14 protein-coding genes are annotated in these 15,019 nt (G+C 42.3%); 8 read left to right on the plus strand and 6 right to left on the minus strand.

What is annotated here, in order from left to right:
- Positions 1 to 48 precede the first annotated feature (48 nt).
- Positions 49 to 1,122, minus strand: a complete 1,074-nt coding sequence (locus tag F6K64_RS34515) for a glucose-1-phosphate thymidylyltransferase (RefSeq protein WP_071103789.1) — start codon at positions 1,120 to 1,122, stop codon at positions 49 to 51.
- 137 nt (positions 1,123 to 1,259) lie between these two features.
- On the opposite strand from F6K64_RS34515, the gene F6K64_RS34520 reads away from it, so the two are divergent.
- Positions 1,260 to 1,436 carry a hypothetical protein gene (locus F6K64_RS34520; protein ID WP_154659650.1) on the plus strand — a complete coding sequence of 59 codons (177 nt, stop codon included), beginning with the start codon at positions 1,260 to 1,262 and terminating at the stop codon, positions 1,434 to 1,436.
- Here the strand turns inward: F6K64_RS34520 and rfbD are convergent.
- From rfbD to F6K64_RS34535, 3 genes are all read right to left on the minus strand, one after another.
- Positions 1,421 to 2,311: a dTDP-4-dehydrorhamnose reductase gene (rfbD, locus tag F6K64_RS34525; RefSeq protein WP_008178352.1), complete on the minus strand. Its 891-nt coding sequence runs from the start codon at positions 2,309 to 2,311 to the stop codon at positions 1,421 to 1,423. The two genes, F6K64_RS34520 and rfbD, sit on opposite strands and share 16 nt — an antisense overlap.
- On the minus strand, positions 2,308 to 2,853 hold the full coding sequence (rfbC, locus tag F6K64_RS34530; protein WP_008178350.1) for a dTDP-4-dehydrorhamnose 3,5-epimerase: 546 nt from the start codon (positions 2,851 to 2,853) through the stop codon (positions 2,308 to 2,310). Before rfbC ends, rfbD begins: the two co-directional genes overlap by 4 nt.
- Positions 2,854 to 3,236: 383 nt before the next feature.
- Positions 3,237 to 3,884, minus strand: a complete 648-nt coding sequence (locus F6K64_RS34535) for an alpha/beta hydrolase (RefSeq protein ID WP_287251142.1) — start codon at positions 3,882 to 3,884, stop codon at positions 3,237 to 3,239.
- A gap of 163 nt (positions 3,885 to 4,047) precedes the next feature.
- Here F6K64_RS34535 and F6K64_RS34540 point away from each other — a divergent pair, with 163 nt between their 5' ends.
- The 7 genes from F6K64_RS34540 to F6K64_RS34570 all read left to right on the plus strand — a co-directional run bounded on the left by F6K64_RS34540 (position 4,048) and on the right by F6K64_RS34570 (position 13,631).
- Entirely contained in the window at positions 4,048 to 4,314 is a 267-nt protein-coding gene (locus F6K64_RS34540) for a hypothetical protein (RefSeq protein ID WP_287251131.1), read from the plus strand.
- Positions 4,315 to 4,601: 287 nt separating this feature from the next.
- On the plus strand, positions 4,602 to 6,116 hold the full coding sequence (locus tag F6K64_RS34545) for a hypothetical protein (protein WP_287267783.1): 1,515 nt from the start codon (positions 4,602 to 4,604) through the stop codon (positions 6,114 to 6,116).
- Between the two features lie 2 nt (positions 6,117 to 6,118).
- On the plus strand, positions 6,119 to 7,297 hold the full coding sequence (locus F6K64_RS34550; RefSeq protein ID WP_008189024.1) for a DUF1822 family protein: 1,179 nt from the start codon (positions 6,119 to 6,121) through the stop codon (positions 7,295 to 7,297).
- Between the two features lie 170 nt (positions 7,298 to 7,467).
- The gene (locus F6K64_RS34555; RefSeq protein WP_287267784.1) at positions 7,468 to 9,957 is read left to right on the plus strand and encodes a CHASE2 domain-containing protein; all 2,490 of its coding nucleotides are present in this window, start codon (positions 7,468 to 7,470) and stop codon (positions 9,955 to 9,957) included.
- Between the two features lie 60 nt (positions 9,958 to 10,017).
- Positions 10,018 to 10,707: a hypothetical protein gene (locus F6K64_RS34560; RefSeq protein WP_287267786.1), complete on the plus strand. Its 690-nt coding sequence runs from the start codon at positions 10,018 to 10,020 to the stop codon at positions 10,705 to 10,707.
- A 908-nt stretch (positions 10,708 to 11,615) separates the two neighbouring features.
- On the plus strand, positions 11,616 to 11,804 hold the full coding sequence (locus F6K64_RS34565) for a hypothetical protein (RefSeq protein WP_131826974.1): 189 nt from the start codon (positions 11,616 to 11,618) through the stop codon (positions 11,802 to 11,804).
- A gap of 516 nt (positions 11,805 to 12,320) precedes the next feature.
- Entirely contained in the window at positions 12,321 to 13,631 is a 1,311-nt protein-coding gene (locus F6K64_RS34570) for a YeiH family protein (protein WP_008189037.1), read from the plus strand.
- A gap of 244 nt (positions 13,632 to 13,875) precedes the next feature.
- Here the strand turns inward: F6K64_RS34570 and F6K64_RS34575 are convergent, their stop codons facing one another.
- Both F6K64_RS34575 and F6K64_RS34580 read right to left on the minus strand, forming a co-directional pair.
- On the minus strand, positions 13,876 to 14,451 hold the full coding sequence (locus F6K64_RS34575; RefSeq protein ID WP_287267787.1) for a Uma2 family endonuclease: 576 nt from the start codon (positions 14,449 to 14,451) through the stop codon (positions 13,876 to 13,878).
- 82 nt (positions 14,452 to 14,533) lie between these two features.
- Positions 14,534 to 14,779 carry an endo-1,4-beta-xylanase gene (locus F6K64_RS34580; protein ID WP_081431851.1) on the minus strand — a complete coding sequence of 82 codons (246 nt, stop codon included), beginning with the start codon at positions 14,777 to 14,779 and terminating at the stop codon, positions 14,534 to 14,536.
- Positions 14,780 to 15,019: the final 240 nt, after the last annotated feature.

Below are 15,019 nucleotides of genomic sequence, written 5' to 3' on the forward strand. Positions count from 1 at the left end.
TTTGAAGCTGACCGCTGATCGCTGACGGCTGACCGCTGAATTATTACCTTAAGTTAGTTCAACTTGTGAGTCATCACCAATCATGAATCGTAAGGCTTTTGGATGTTGGGGTGCAGCTTTAACTTGAGCTCGTTCTCCAATTAAACTATCAACAATTCGTTGATGAATCCCCGTTAATTTAGCACCTTTTAGAATCACGCTATGCTCAATGTCAGCATCTAAGAGAGTAGCTTGGTCAGCAATGCTAGTATATGGACCAATGAAGCAGTTTTCCAGATGGCAGTTTTCACCAATGGTAACTGGACCACGAATGGTACAATTAGTAATAGAAGACCCCTTACCAATCTGTACCCGTCCGCTAATTCGACTTTCGGAGTCAATTTCACCATCAACAGCAGATTCTAGGCAAGTATCTAGAATAATCTGGTTAGCAGCTAACAAGTCATCTTTTTTACCAGTATCCAGCCACCAACCTTTGATTTGAAACGCTTCTACATTTTTTTGTTGATCAATCAAGTATTGAATCGCATCGGTAATTTCCAGTTCCCCTCTAGCAGAAGGCTGGATATTAGCAATTGCTTGATGGATAACAGGAGAAAATAGGTAAACACCTACCAGTGCCAGATTAGAAGGAGGAACTTTCGGTTTTTCTACTAGCTGCAACACTCGCCCGAATTCATCGACTTTGGCAACACCAAAAGCAGTAGGATTATCTACCTCCCGTAGCAGAGTTAAAGCATCCAGATTTTTGTTCTGGAAATTCTCTACAAATAAGTTCAGCTCACTTTGAACCAAGTTGTCTCCCAAGTACATGACAAAGGGAGAATCTCCGAGAAAGGGTTGGGCCACTTTAACGGCGTGGGCAAGTCCTAAGGGTTGGTCTTGGAGGATATAGGTAATGTTGGCTCCGAAGCGATCGCCATTTCCTGTTTTAGCCTTAACTTCTTCCCCAGTTTCAGGACTGATAATAATACCGATATCAGTAATACCAGCAGCGATAATCGCTTCAAGCCCATACCACAAAATTGGTTTATTGGCAACAGGTACTAACTGTTTGGCACCAGTATAAGTTAGGGGACGTAAACGAGTTCCTTTTCCCCCAGAAAGAATTAGTGCTTTCATAAGCTATATGAAATCCTCACTATAAAGTCTGAAATATGAAATATGAATTATTAAGGTTGTTCGCCCTTGGCATTCGGTGAAGGGTAGGTTGAAGGTTGTTCGCCCTTGGCGTTCCCGTAGGGTAGGTTGAAGGTTGTTTGGTTGTTTGGTTGTTTGGTTGGCAGGTTGTTTGGTTGAACTTGAACTATAGCGGTTCTCATACTAATCAGGTACACAGGATTGTTTTCCGATGCCCGATGCCCGATGCCCGATGCCCGATTCCCTACTCCCTACTCCCTACTCCCTATGCTTATAGCAATTACCCAAGCTTTTGATAAAGTTCTGCTAGCATTTGCCTCAAAGATTGACGCCAATGGGGCGGATAGCTTCCCAAGGTTTGGGATATTTTCTGGTTTGAGAGAACTGAGTAAGCTGGACGCTGAGCGGGAGTGGGGTATTCTGGGGTAGTAATTGGGACAACTCGCTGCAATTTTAAGGGGAAGCCCAGCAGTTTGGCTTCTTCAAAGATGGCAACGGCAAAGTCATACCAACTGGTGACACCAGTGTTGGTGAAGTGATAGATTCCTCCTAGCATTGGATTAGAATCCATTGCTTGCAAAAGTTGAGTAATGGTTACTGCTATATCTTTAGCCCAGGTAGGAGTACCCACTTGATCCGCTACCACCCGAAGCTCTTCTCGCTCAGCCCCTAGTCGTAACATGGTTTTGACAAAGTTGCCATGACCACGAGTACCATAAACCCAAGCAGTCCTGAGGATGAGAATGCGATCGCATTTTTGCTGCACCCCTTCTTCCCCTTGCAGTTTCGACTTACCATAAGAACCGATGGGATTAGGAGTGTCTTGCTCCGTGTAAGGAGTATTTTTTTTGCCATCGAACACATAGTCGGTGGAAATATGGAGCAGGATGGCTCCTAAATTCTGAGCTTCCTCTGCCATGATGGTTGGAGCAACAGCATTAATCGATTTAGCCAGTGCCAGTTCTGTCTCTGCTTTATCCACAGCCGTGTAAGCCGCTGCATTGACAATCACGTCAGGCTTAATCTGATGAATTACCTGACGAATACTCTCTGGCTCAGCTAAGTCCATATCGCTGCGCCCCACACCGATGACTTGGCCTAGGGGACTCAGAGTATCTTCCAACTCTTGACCCACTTGTCCAGTAATCCCAGTGAGTAAGATTTTTTTCATGCAAAAACCTCGGCTGTTTTGAAAGACTTACCCGCTTGATCTTTAGCCGACAGACTGGGAGAGTCGGTCAGAGGCCAATGAATGGCTAGGTCAGGGTCATTCCACACAATAGTCCGCTCGTGATCAGGAGCGTAGAAGTCAGTAGTCTTATATAAAACTTCAGCGAATTCAGAGACTACCAGGAATCCGTGGGCAAATCCAGCTGGAATCCAGATTTGTTGTTTATTTTCTGCACTCAGCAAACAACTAACCCACTGTCCAAAGGTCGGGGAGCTTTTTCTAATATCCACTGCCACATCAAATATAGTTCCGAGTAAAACCCGCACCAGTTTACCTTGGGGCTGCTGAATCTGGTAGTGTAATCCTCGAAGCACCCCTTGGGCTGAACGGGAATAGTTATCCTGGACAAACTCAGCGGTGATCCCAGCTTTATCTGCTAGAACTCGTTTATTGTAGCTTTCAAAGAAAAAACCACGGTCATCACCAAAGACACGGGGTTCAAGAATTAAGACTTCGGGTATTTTGGTTTCAATAACGTTCATACAGTTCTCTGGTTGATTAGCTAAGCCTCTTAAAGTGACCAACTCCTCATCAAGTTTGTGTTATCTACACTGAAAGAATTTCAATACTTTGTAAACTTTTTGTGAAATATCTCAGCTTGACACTTTCCTCCCTAGTAGTCTGTTAATTGAAAACAAGATTGATAGGGGAGTAATTATAATAGTAGTCTGCACTCAAGTAGACTACACCTAGTTGTGTAGAAAGGGAGGGATGGCAAGATGGGGAAGATCGATCGAGGCTTAATCTGACGAACTTTTGTATTCTACTGAATTTAAAATTGCTATCAGGATTTCGGAAAGGCGAATGGTGTAAACTATCGAAAAAATTAAATTAACTAAACTAAATTAACGAAAAGTCATTCAGATTACCGATTACCCATTACTTCAAGAACAAAATTACGAAAGAGCACTACTACCTCTGGGATGATTTGATGTCCCATGTCAAATTCTTGATACTTGACCTGTATCCCTAAACCAGTTAGAGTATATCTAGCATTGTGAGCAGCCATTAACGGTACAACCTCGTCTTGTCTACCATGAACTATCAAAATTGCTGGTAACGATGAGCCTGTAGGAGGTTGGGTTCGGCTATGTAAATAGCCACTCATGGATACTAAGCCTGCTATTGGCAAGGTCAACCCTACATCTAATGTCATGGCTCCGCCTTGGGAAAATCCACTCAGAATGGTGCGGGATAGGGGCACGCCAGTGCTCACTTCGTTCGCGTAGCGTGGCCTTTTGGCCAGGGATTTGAGCCAATCAATTAGCTGCTGTCTGCTTTCGGTTAAGCCTTGATACTCCGGGCCATTCAAATCATACCACATTTTACCCTCAGGTACAGCAGGATGGTCAAAGGGAGCTTCAGCAAATAGAAACTGATAGTCTGGTAAGTTTAGCGCCTTAGCCAAAGATACCAAATCTTGGGAGTTGGCTCCAAAGCCATGTAAGCAGACAATTAATCCAGCTGGTGGTTGATTGTTGGTAGGGGGAATGTTAATATAGTTCAGCTGCAAAGATTTATCTCCATCAGAGTAGGTGATCTCTTGAGAATTGTACGCTTTTTGGCAAGCAGTTGATAACAGCGTTATTCCCAGAGCTACTAAACTTTGAAATATAAATTTTCGTCGCTTAAATGAATTGATTTTCACAAGTAATAGGCTTTGGAAGGTTGGGAGGTTGAACGCGCACGCGTGGCCTATTGGCCAAGGTTGGGAGGTTGGAGGTTGGGAGGTTGAAGGTTGGGAGGTTGAAGGTTGGGAGGTTGAAGGTTGGGAGGTTGAAGGTTGGGAGGTTGAAGGTTGGGAGGTTGAAGGTTGGGAGGTTGGGAGGTTGAAGGTTGAACGCGATGGACTTCGTCCCGCTTTCAGCGAACCCGTGGCCTATTGGCCAAGGTTGAAGGTTGGAGGGTTGAACGCGATGGCGTGGCCTATTGGCCAAGGTTGAAGGTTGAAGGCTTGGAGGTGGTTTTTGTCCAGGCGTCCGTTGTAGGGTAGGTTGGAGTTTGATGATTGACGGTGAGGGAATCTCAAATTAACATTACTGATTACTGATTACTGATTACTGATTACTGATTACTGATTACTGATTACTGATTACTGATTAATGATTACCGATTACCCTCAATCGTTCCACCATTGACCAACGCCTTGCCTGTTGCTGTTGCTAGAGAAAACTGCACAGGTTAAATAGCCTGACATCTATATACTAGTAGAGTGCTGTCTCAATCGGTTATGGATGCATCTAGATACTCGACAATTCGGGTATTTGACCCAACCAATAACGAAAAAGGCTACAAAGTCTGCCATCAACAGGAAGCACAGGAGTTTTTTCAACAAACACTCCTGGGATTGGATCAAAAGGAAAGGTTATTAGCTCAGTGGGAGCGAGGTATCCAGGATTTACTGCTATCCTGGTTTCGTGCTGAGCTATCTACTGTTGATACTACATGTGATACTAAATACCGGGCGTTAGCTGGACTGTGTCTTCGGTGCTATGTTTCAATGCCTATCCTAAAGGCTTGTAAAAAACTAGCGAGTCAGTTTTGCCTTGACTATCGGTTAACTTACCGTGAGCTGCTATCCTATGTACTCAATGATGATGGCAAAACTCCGATTATTCTCGATAGTGATGGCAAAGCTCAACTGGTTGTTAATAAGCAAGGTGAGATTGAACCTGGACTTGGTCAGTTTTTTACGATTGATGTCTTGGCAAGCTATCGTCTGAACTCACCAGCTCGCTTCAGTTTGGACAATTGGGCATATCTGAAAACCAAACAACATCCTGATATCAAACGTTGCTTAGCTGAACAGGGATTGCCCTTGTCCAGTAACTGGTCACTGTTGGGACGAGTTAAACTCAGACACCTTGAACAGCTCTATCCACGCGATCGCAAACTAGTAGAAACCTTCCATACTGTCTATTCTCAAGACAGACAACAGCAACGGCGCAATAGAGTTAACCATAGAGTTAACCCTAGAGTTAACCAATGCCTTGAGCCTAGGGATGACCAACTCCAAGACATGCTCCACCTGTTGCCAGAACGTGGTGTTATCATCAATTCCACCAAAGAGCTTCACAAAGAACTAACCAGGATAGCCAAGGGTCTGCAAGAAGAGGAGATTTGGAGCCGCAGAGGAAGTCCGATCTGGGAACCTCTAGAAGCACGGGATCCAGAAACTGGCGAGTATGTCCCCAAAGAATTACCTGATCTAAACTCTATTAATACCATAGATCATTTAGGACAATCTGAATTGCAGGATTTTCTTGAACAGGGACTGATTGAGGTTTTAGATCACGCGATAGCGCAAGCCTTGGCTGAGCACATTGCCTCTTTAGAGCAAAGTCGCCGTTACGCTTGTTTTGCTTCAAAGGTTATCCCAGGTTTCCGATTCCTTTACTGTGAGGGTAAGTCTCTTAAAGAGATAGCAACCCTTGTGAAGATGACCAATCATTCCCAAGCCAGCCGAGTCTTGGCACCAGGGAAACTGCTGAATCGCGTTCATTATCTGAGTGTAGAAAATTTTTTCCAGCTTATCTCAACAACTACTAAGGGATTAGCTCTGGAAGAAAATGCCACAAAGCTCGATTATTTGAGTAACCTGATGCAGGAAGTAGAGGCTTTCTTGAACACACAAGTTTTTCAAGAAGCGGTAGCAGAACTGAGTACTTCTAAAACCCGTTCAATGGCTAGTTTATATGCTCAGCGATTGTGCCGATATCTAGATGAACACAATCAAAAAAAATAAGGATGAAACTAATGAATAAGGATAGGACAGATTCCAGGGATATAGCCCTTGCAAACCGAGAAGTATTTTGGCTAGAACCTGAAGACTTTGAGCAAGCGATAAAGATTAGTGAAAAAGTTAATAGTGAGGCCAAAAATTGGCCAAATTATCTAAATAGTTTAGCCTTATTTGGTTTTGAAAGATGGTTAGAAGAACGGGTTAAGCTGCCAATTAATAAGGATAAATGTTCGGTGTTTCAACCAGAGTATGCTAATCTGATTGAAACGGTATGTAATTTTAAAGTTGGTAATTTTAATCTGTGTATAATTGTCACGGAAACCCTCATATATCCAGGGGTTAATATACCAATAGCTGCTGTTGAATTACCAGAACTTGCCGCTCATTTTTATATCATAATTGAGGTGAAAGAAACCCAAGAACAGGGTATTATTAGAGGTATTTTACGTCACGACGAGTTGGTTAACTATCGCGAAACAGCTAACTTACCACAAGGTAACCGTAACTATAACTTACCTCTGTCTTTATTTGATCAGCAACCAAATCATTTACTGCACTACTTGCGTTGGTTAGATTCCCAAGAGATCACAATTCCAGTTGCTGATACTAAGCGTTCTGTTCAGGAAATCCTACCATTCTTTGCTGAAACAGCCATTAATACAGCAGAATGGCTGCGAGGAGAAATGGATGAGTTAGCAAGCTGTTTATCTTGGCAACTGCTTCCTGACTATACCTTTTCTAAGCCATCAATGCGTCGGATTAGTCCAGTATCGGATGAACCAGACAGATATCGAGCGATCGCTAAAGAGTTGAGAAGACAAAAAGGATTAATTGTTCCGTCTCATGCTCGTGGCTCTTACCAAACTGTTAATTTAAATGGCATTCTGTTCAAACTATGTGCTGTTACCTGGTTCATTTACCAGAAAGCACCAGAAGATACTCGAGAATGGGCATTGCTATTGCTAATCGAAGACTGTCTTGGTAATACACTTCCCCCTGGTATGAAGTTACGAATCAGCGAATTCACTGGTGTTGTCTCTGAAGCGATATTGGTAAATGAACGTTATCTCCATGTTGCAGTAGCAGGTAGGTGGAACCAAAAATTTGTAGCTACCATTTCTCTAAGTAATGGAGCCTCATTAACCCTACTTCCCTTCGCTTTTGATCCTGATAAATGTTTATGATATTTTAAGAGGGAGTAGGGAGTAGGGAGTAGGGAGTAGGGAGTAGGGGGAATAAAAAAGTAACAAATTACCATTTTTAAATTGGAGCGAAGCGATGTTTCAAGCCCCCGACTTCATTTGTAGTATTTTTTTTAATTTTTAATTGATAATTTTGAATTGGAGCGAAGCGATTGACAACTAATCATCAAAGTAGTTTTAGACTAAATGTTTGGCAAGCTGATTCATCCTGTCTGTTTTATTTACGGGGTAATCACGGACAGGAAGTATCCGCAAAGTTGGACTATCCAGCTAAAGTAATAGACTGTTATGAGGAGTGGCGATACCTTTACCTCCAGTTTTACCCGAAATTGCGAGCAAGAGAATTATCCAGTGGTGCCATCACACCATTAGTCGATGACTTGGGACATGAATTAGAAGAAGCAAAAGAGATATTTCTGGATGTCTTTCAACGGTGGTTAGGTCAATTACAGACTATTCGAGAAACAATTCAACATCAAATTTTCACTATTGCTAGAAAGGAATCACAGTCAAAGAAGACAGCAGAAGCCTATCGAGAAGTAGCTATTTTTATAGCCTGCGATTCTGTGGAATTGGCACGGCTTCCTTGGGAAGCATGGCAGTTGCTTCCAGAGGATATCCCCAGTGGGAGAATTCGGATTACCAGGATTCCGATGACTACTCAGGGAGAAACAATAGCGCTAGATAATATGCGCCATGGGAAACCTCGGATTTTAGCGATTTTGGGGGATAATACAGATCTGAATTTGGAGAAAGATAAGCAGGCTCTTAAGTTGCTCAAAGGAGTTGCTCAAGTAGAGTTCTTTGACTGGCAACACCAAGAAGATGGGGTGAATCTTAAAGCAGCACTGGCGGCAGAAATAACCGATGAAAGGGGGTGGGATGCTCTATTTTTTATGGGTCATAGTGATGAAACAAAAGTTACTGATGGAAAATTAGCGATCGCGCCAGAGCAGTTGGTATCTATCAGTGAAATAAAGGAATACCTAACTACTGCTAAAAATCAGGGACTTCAGTTGTGCGTCTTTAACTCCTGTAATGGTCTAAAAATAGCGAATCGGTTGGCTGATTTAGGATTGCAAGTGGTGATCATGCGGGAGGAAGTTCATGATAATGTTGCTCATGTATTTCTCAAAGAATTTTGCAGCAGCTTAGCTCAGGATCAGGATGTCCAGGAAGCAATGCTGGCAGCTTGTCGCAATTTACAGGTAAGTGAAAAATTTGTCTATCCATCAGCTTACCTGATTCCTTCGTTTTTTAGTCCCTATGGTGCTAAGCCATTTCGGATTGAGCCTTGGGGTTACCAGAAACTACTTCAGCAGTGGCTACCTAAACCAAAAGAAGCGATCGCATTAGCTAGTGTGCTTTTAGTTAGCGCTATGGTTCCTGTACAAGACATGTTGCTAGATGGGCGAACGTTTCTTCAAGCTGTCTATCGCGATAGCACAAACCAGTTTCCTCGGGAGGGGTTATCCTCCGCGAAGCCACGCTCTGTACTGTTAATTGCTATTGATCAAGACTCAATCAATCAGGCGCAACTGGAGATTAAAGGCTTTAAAACCCAGCCGATGGAACGGGAATACCTTGGCAAATTAGTCAGACAACTCTCGAACTCAGGCGCTAAGGTAATTGGAATTGATTATCTGCTCCATACCCAAGAACCGAGAGAGGAAAAACTGGCTAGTGCGATTCAATCCGCTGTTAGTCAACAGGATACCTGGTTTGTCTTTGGGGTCAATCAGGATAAAAATCGCAAGGTGTTTCCGAAAATTGCTAGCCCTAAATGGAGTCTACAAGGGGATATTACTTTTTTCCGTTGGGATATGGAACTCCCGCAGGATGCCACCTGCAACAAGTCATGTCCTTTTGCCTATCTACTGGCTCTATCACACCAGTTGCACCAACAGCCAAACCACGGGATAGGATTAAATCCTAATTTTGAAAGTACCACCAACTTTCAGCAGCAAGTTAGTCAGTATCTTCAGCAAGTCAGTAGCCAGGATAATGCGATTGGCCGTAGGCCACGCTACGCGAACGCATCCGTTAAACCAAAGAATCTACCTTTAGCGATTGGCCGTAGGCCACGCTACGCGAACGCATCTGTTAAACCAAAGAATCTACCGTTAGGGATGCGCTATATTATTGACTTTTCTATTCCTCCAGAACAGGCTTATGAGCACAAGCCTGCTTGGGAATTCCTCAAAAGTGACTTTTCTAACATTGAGCAGCAAGTGGTTATCATTGCCTCTGGGGGATATGATGAAGCCGAGGATAATTTTTCTCTACCTCTAGCTATTGAATATTGGTGTAATCCACTGAATCGAACCAGAAAGCCACCAGATACTTGTCCCAAGGTATTTACCGGAGGTGAAGCCCATGCTTACATGGTTCACCATTTTTTATCGCAGCATACAATAAAATTAATTCCCGACAGCTGGATGATTCTATTAGCAGCATTGTCAGGAAAAGGAACAATGCTGCTACTGCTCCAGCAAAAGCCTCAAGAACGACAGCAATCAATATTGATATTATTTGGTGCTACAGCGGTCTATGGAATAATCGGACTACAGGCTTATATCTCAGCTTCTCTTTTAATGCCTATAGCTTTACCATCAATTATACTCTGGTTTTATATTATTTAGTTAATTATTAATTGGTAATTATTAATTTAATTTCCGGCAAGCCTTTAACATTTAAATCCTATGTATCGATTAATTAGAGTCTTTTATCTACTGCTAATTACTGGAACGATGAGTATTAGTTGTCCGACCTCATCAGTATCAATTGCAGCTTCGTTTACCAGTCAAGGGAATCAAGTACCGAAAGCAGTGAGTCAAACCAAACAGGAAACACAATCTGTATGGGCTAAGATCCGAGATATTTTTCGTAGGAAGAAGGATGAAGCAGGTACCCATGGAGAGTTTTGTTCAATTTCCCCTAATATTGCTGCCTATCGCACCTGGAGTGACCAACCTCTATTTGCTTGGGAAGGAAGTGTTAATATCATTCAAGTTCGTTCCTCTCGCAATGGACAAGCGTTATGGTCTTATCAGGTAAACGATAATCAGACTAGTGTTATGTACAATGCTGATGGTAAAGGTCAGCCACTTCAACGAGGTAAAGAATATTATTACTGGGTAGAGTACAACACAACGGATAATAATGGACAACTAATTACAGATACCGAAACTATTCCCTTTCAAGTTATGGGTGGTGAAGCGTATCAGATTATCCAAGCTGAATTGCCAGCTGAGCAGTTTCGAGATCAGCATGCGAGTTACTTTGCTGATCGCGATCTTTTCCTAGATGTGGTACGAGTGATTTCGGTGTTTGGGGACTTAGATAGTTGGAAAACTAATACTGAGGAATTATATCAAGAGTTTTGTGAGTAGTCAAGGACTAATTTATATTAAAAATTACTGTAAAATAAATTAATATTACTCCTGACTCAAAGCTCCTCAATCGGAGGATAGTTTGTTATGTCAAAATCAGGTATTATCAGTCTTCACAATTCATAATTTTTAGTTTTCATAGTCTAACGAGACTAGGGCGTGTCTTCAAACTCCGAGATCCCCCGTTGGTCCCCCTTAAAAAAGGGGGACTTTGAGTATGGCTCCCCCCTTAATAAGGGGGGCTGGGGGGGATCTAATATCTTGCGGAAAACTTTGAAAACACGCCCTAGTCTTAACTACAGGAATTAGACGTAAGCATTCAGCCGTCAGCCGTTGGCCTTTGGCCACGCTACTTGAGGTGCCGTCAGCCGTCAGCCGTTGGCCTATGGCTGATAGCTGAATGCTGAATGCTGATAGCTGAATGCTGATAGCTGAATGCTGATAGCTGAATGCTGAATGCTGAATGCTGAATGCTGATAGCTGAATGCTGATAGCTGAATGCTGAATGCTTACAATTAGACAGCAAATCGACTTGTAGTGTTCTACTAGCTATAGTTTTTTTTGAATAGTTTTGCCTAAGTCCTAAACTAGTTTCATATTTCCTTAAAGCTCTCTTAACAAAACCATTAATTATATTGATAATAACTTGATGCACGTTGTCCGGAACACCTGATAAGATCGTTCTAATCAACGTCAAGATTGTTTTTACAGAAACCTGGAACGGCATAGGAAGCTATAGTTATCAACATTCATTGAGGGGTTTGAGGGAGCTCCTGAATTATATTAGCGCTGTTAGTTCTAACCTCTCGTTGCTAGATAATTGATCAACTACCAATCTAATCAGCCATTAAAGTTAATTCTTGTTTGAACAGTCAGTAGTAACCAAATGTAGTCGAGATAATCTAAAAATGAAAAAAAAACTGGCCAAAATTGTTAATACTGCAGTCACCAGTGTTGCTCTTTGTATTGCGATCGCATGTTACGTTTATAAAGCAGAGGCTGCTCCTGTGTTTCGGAATATTTCCTGGGAAGGAATTAATGGGTTGAGAGTTGAATTTATGTTCAGGTTCGACCAGCAGTTTGTAGTGGGATTTTAAGATAAACCCTCCTAAATAGCCTCAAAAGTAGATCCAGAGCTAGGTAATAGTCCATCAGCAGTATCTCCTTCTCTTGATGCAGTCGCTGCTCCACGTGGGTTTCAGTCATTTTGGTAGCGCCGACGTATTTCCGAGATCTTGCACCATTGTCATTAATCGTAGGCTGGGCAGTGCCTACCAACGCCCTTTGCAAGGTTCATGATCTGTGGTGCACTGCCCACCCTACATGAACCTTGGGTTTCAGTCATTTTGGTAGCGCCGATGTATTTTCCTAGCTCTGCTTCGCTTTTAGGGGATTTCGAGTCTAGAGCCTTTGAAAGTACCACTAGGAGCAATCGTCACCGTTAATAAACTATAGCGCTGTGCCCAGGGAATAGGAAATAGTTACAAAAACAGACCCCGGCGCGGGGAGATGTCCATCTCCCCATCTGCATCTTAGCGTGCTACTTTTATGAATTGGTATTATGTATTGATATTATTTCGGTGGTGGCTTCCAGGGTAAAATAAAATCTACTAATGAGTCAAACAAAATGGTCTAACTTCTACAAATTAGAAGACTGGTGGTCTGTATGGATTGGTCTGCTGTTATTGGGGACGGTGTTTAGTGGCATCATAACCGTTGTGCCAAAGATGCCTAAATGGAAAGGGATAGATTTCTTATCGGCACTCCCCTGGGAATTGTTTCCTAAACTGGCATTGCTCGCCATTGGTTTATGTGCTCTGTTTACCCTTGGCAACCTGGTAATGAAGGGCAAAGAAGGCAGAAACATGATACCAGGCTTTTTGGTTATCTTTCTCTTGTCAGTTTTATCCTATATACTTGGGAATTCACAGACCGCTAAAGCAATTAACCTCGGCTATGCTTTCTGGGCATTGTTGATTGGACTAATCATCAGTAATACGATTGGTACACCAAGGTGGATGATGCCAGCGGTGCGTACTGAATATTACATCAAGACTGGCTTAGTGATTCTCGGTGCAGAAATTCTCTTTAACCGAATTGTCGAATTCGGACCCTATGGTTTAGCGTCCGCTTGGCTGGTTACGCCTATTGTGATCATATTTATGTATCTGTTTGGTACTCGGGTTCTGAAAATGCAGCAGAAATCACTGGTGATGGTAGTCGCCACATCCACATCAGTGTGTGGTGTATCAGCCGCTATTGCAGCAGCAGCAGCCTGTAAGGCTAAGAAAAACGAGTTGACTTTAGCTGTAGGGATGACTCTCATTTTTACTGTTGCCATGATGGTGATCATGCCCTTGTTTGTCAAGGCTGTAGGTATGAATGAATTAGTCAGTGGTGCATGGCTGGGGGGAACCATTGATTCTACTGGCGCAGTTGTCGCTGCTGGTGAAACAGTAGGGGAAATTGCTGGTCAAGCAGCTGCTTTAGTTAAGATGATTCAAAATATGCTGATCGGAGTGATAGCTTTTGCGATCGCTTTATTTTGGGTGTTTTTTATAGAGCGCGAGCCAAATGCTCCTAAACCACAACTGAGGGAATTATGGGTACGTTTGCCCAAGTTTATCTTAGGTTTTATAGCTGCTTCTCTGTTAGTATCCTTTGTTTGTATTCCCTTGATGGGGATGGATACAGTTAAAAACATTCTTAGTCAAACCAAGATCTATCGTGGCTGGCTATTTTGTATCGCATTTTTGTCCATTGGTCTAGACTCGAACTTTCGGGATTTAGGAACACAACTTCAGGGTGGTAAACCCATGATTCTTTATTTGGTAGGGCAGAGTTTTAACATTGTCCTGACTTTGGCTATAGCTTGGCTAATGTTAAGCGGAATTATTTTTCCTATACCGGAGTTAGCACAGTGATAAACACTATCCGAAAATCCCTAATCTTTTTGATTAGTATTTGCTCACTTCCGCTACTACTGTGGTTATTGAATAGCTTGATAGTAGGTGGTTATTTGGGGTCGAGCGTACAGGATATATACGAAAACGAGAGTGATGCTTCAGGAATTTTCTGGACAGATGTAGAGATACTATCTCATGATTAGCCTATTCAACTATAGCAGTTATCTATTGAGTTGGTAACTGCTATGGATAGCAGAATATATCATATAATTTCTGATAAATTTAAAGTAAATCCAGGCAAAACATCTTCTCCTGATAAGGTTTTCGGAGATTGGATAATTTCTACCTCTTGATTGGGACGATAGATTTCCACAACCTTATTTTGGGGATCGATTAACCATCCTAATCTAGTCCCATTTTCCATATATTCTCGGACTTTAGCTTGCACCATTTTCAGGGAATCACTGGGAGAACGCAATTCGAGCACAAAATCAGGACATAAAGGAACAAATTTATCCTGTTCTTCTGATGTTAACCCTTCCCAACGCTCTCGTTTAACCCAAGACACATCAGGAGAACGATTTGCTCCATTAGGCAGTTGAAATCCTGTATTAGAGTCAAAAGCAACACCAAGTTTCATTTGACTGCTCCACAATTCTAGTTGAGTCGATAGTTTAATATTTCGTCTACCTGTATTTCCTCCGGTAGGTAACATGATTATTAAATCTCCTTCAGAGGTGCGCTCAAATCTTAAATCCCTGTTATCTTGACAAAGCTGGAAAAATTGTTCGTCACTTAAATTAATAGTTAATTCGAGGTTATCAGGTAAATATACCATGTTAATTACCTCCAAAATTATAGAATATTTTTATGAAATAACAAGTACAATTTAAGCTATTTTTACTTTTATTTTTTACTTTTTAAGCCTCAATTTTCAAAACTTCCACCATCGCGTGATAAGCAGCTTTAGGACGATAGGAGTTATCGAAAGGTAGAGGGGAATCTGGTTTACCAAAGAAATCGGGAATCCAAGAATGATGATCTGCAAATTCCCAAGTTAGGAACGCTGTACAATTGGGAGCCTCTAGACAAACTTGCAGGATATCTTGATATACCTTTGTCTGAGCAGCCACCCGTTCTTCTGGTGTGCCACTATCATCATGAATTTTTACGGAACTCCTAAGGCTGAAAGCCCCGTGTTTTTAAACCGGGGATGAAAGACCGTAGCGACTTGAGTCGCCGAGTTGACAATACATTGGCGCTAGGGTGTAATTAAAGTATAGGGTACAGGCTGAGAAACCGCAGGCTGAGCCGGGAGAGAGACCCGTAACTTACCGACCTGAAAGTAGTAATGCCCGGAGGGCTTGAAGTTACCGTAAGTAGAGGGTCGCCTTTATAGTCGGCAG

The organism is Moorena sp. SIO3A2 (assembly GCF_010672265.1).
GTDB lineage: Bacteria > Cyanobacteriota > Cyanobacteriia > Cyanobacteriales > Coleofasciculaceae > Moorena > Moorena producens.

Bases quoted from the DNA above. Each gene is read 5' to 3' on its own strand.
- F6K64_RS34515 (WP_071103789.1), bottom strand. From the start codon at position 1,122: ATGAAAGCACTAATTCTTTCTGGGGGAAAAGGAACTCGTTTACGTCCC.
- rfbD (WP_008178352.1), bottom strand. From the start codon at position 2,311: ATGAAAAAAATCTTACTCACTGGGATTACTGGACAAGTGGGTCAAGAG.
- rfbC (WP_008178350.1), bottom strand. From the start codon at position 2,853: ATGAACGTTATTGAAACCAAAATACCCGAAGTCTTAATTCTTGAACCC.
- F6K64_RS34545 (WP_287267783.1), top strand. From the start codon at position 4,602: ATGGATGCATCTAGATACTCGACAATTCGGGTATTTGACCCAACCAAT.
- F6K64_RS34550 (WP_008189024.1), top strand. From the start codon at position 6,119: ATGAAACTAATGAATAAGGATAGGACAGATTCCAGGGATATAGCCCTT.
- F6K64_RS34560 (WP_287267786.1), top strand. From the start codon at position 10,018: ATGTATCGATTAATTAGAGTCTTTTATCTACTGCTAATTACTGGAACG.
- F6K64_RS34565 (WP_131826974.1), top strand. From the start codon at position 11,616: ATGAAAAAAAAACTGGCCAAAATTGTTAATACTGCAGTCACCAGTGTT.
- F6K64_RS34570 (WP_008189037.1), top strand. From the start codon at position 12,321: ATGAGTCAAACAAAATGGTCTAACTTCTACAAATTAGAAGACTGGTGG.
- F6K64_RS34575 (WP_287267787.1), bottom strand. From the start codon at position 14,451: ATGGTATATTTACCTGATAACCTCGAATTAACTATTAATTTAAGTGAC.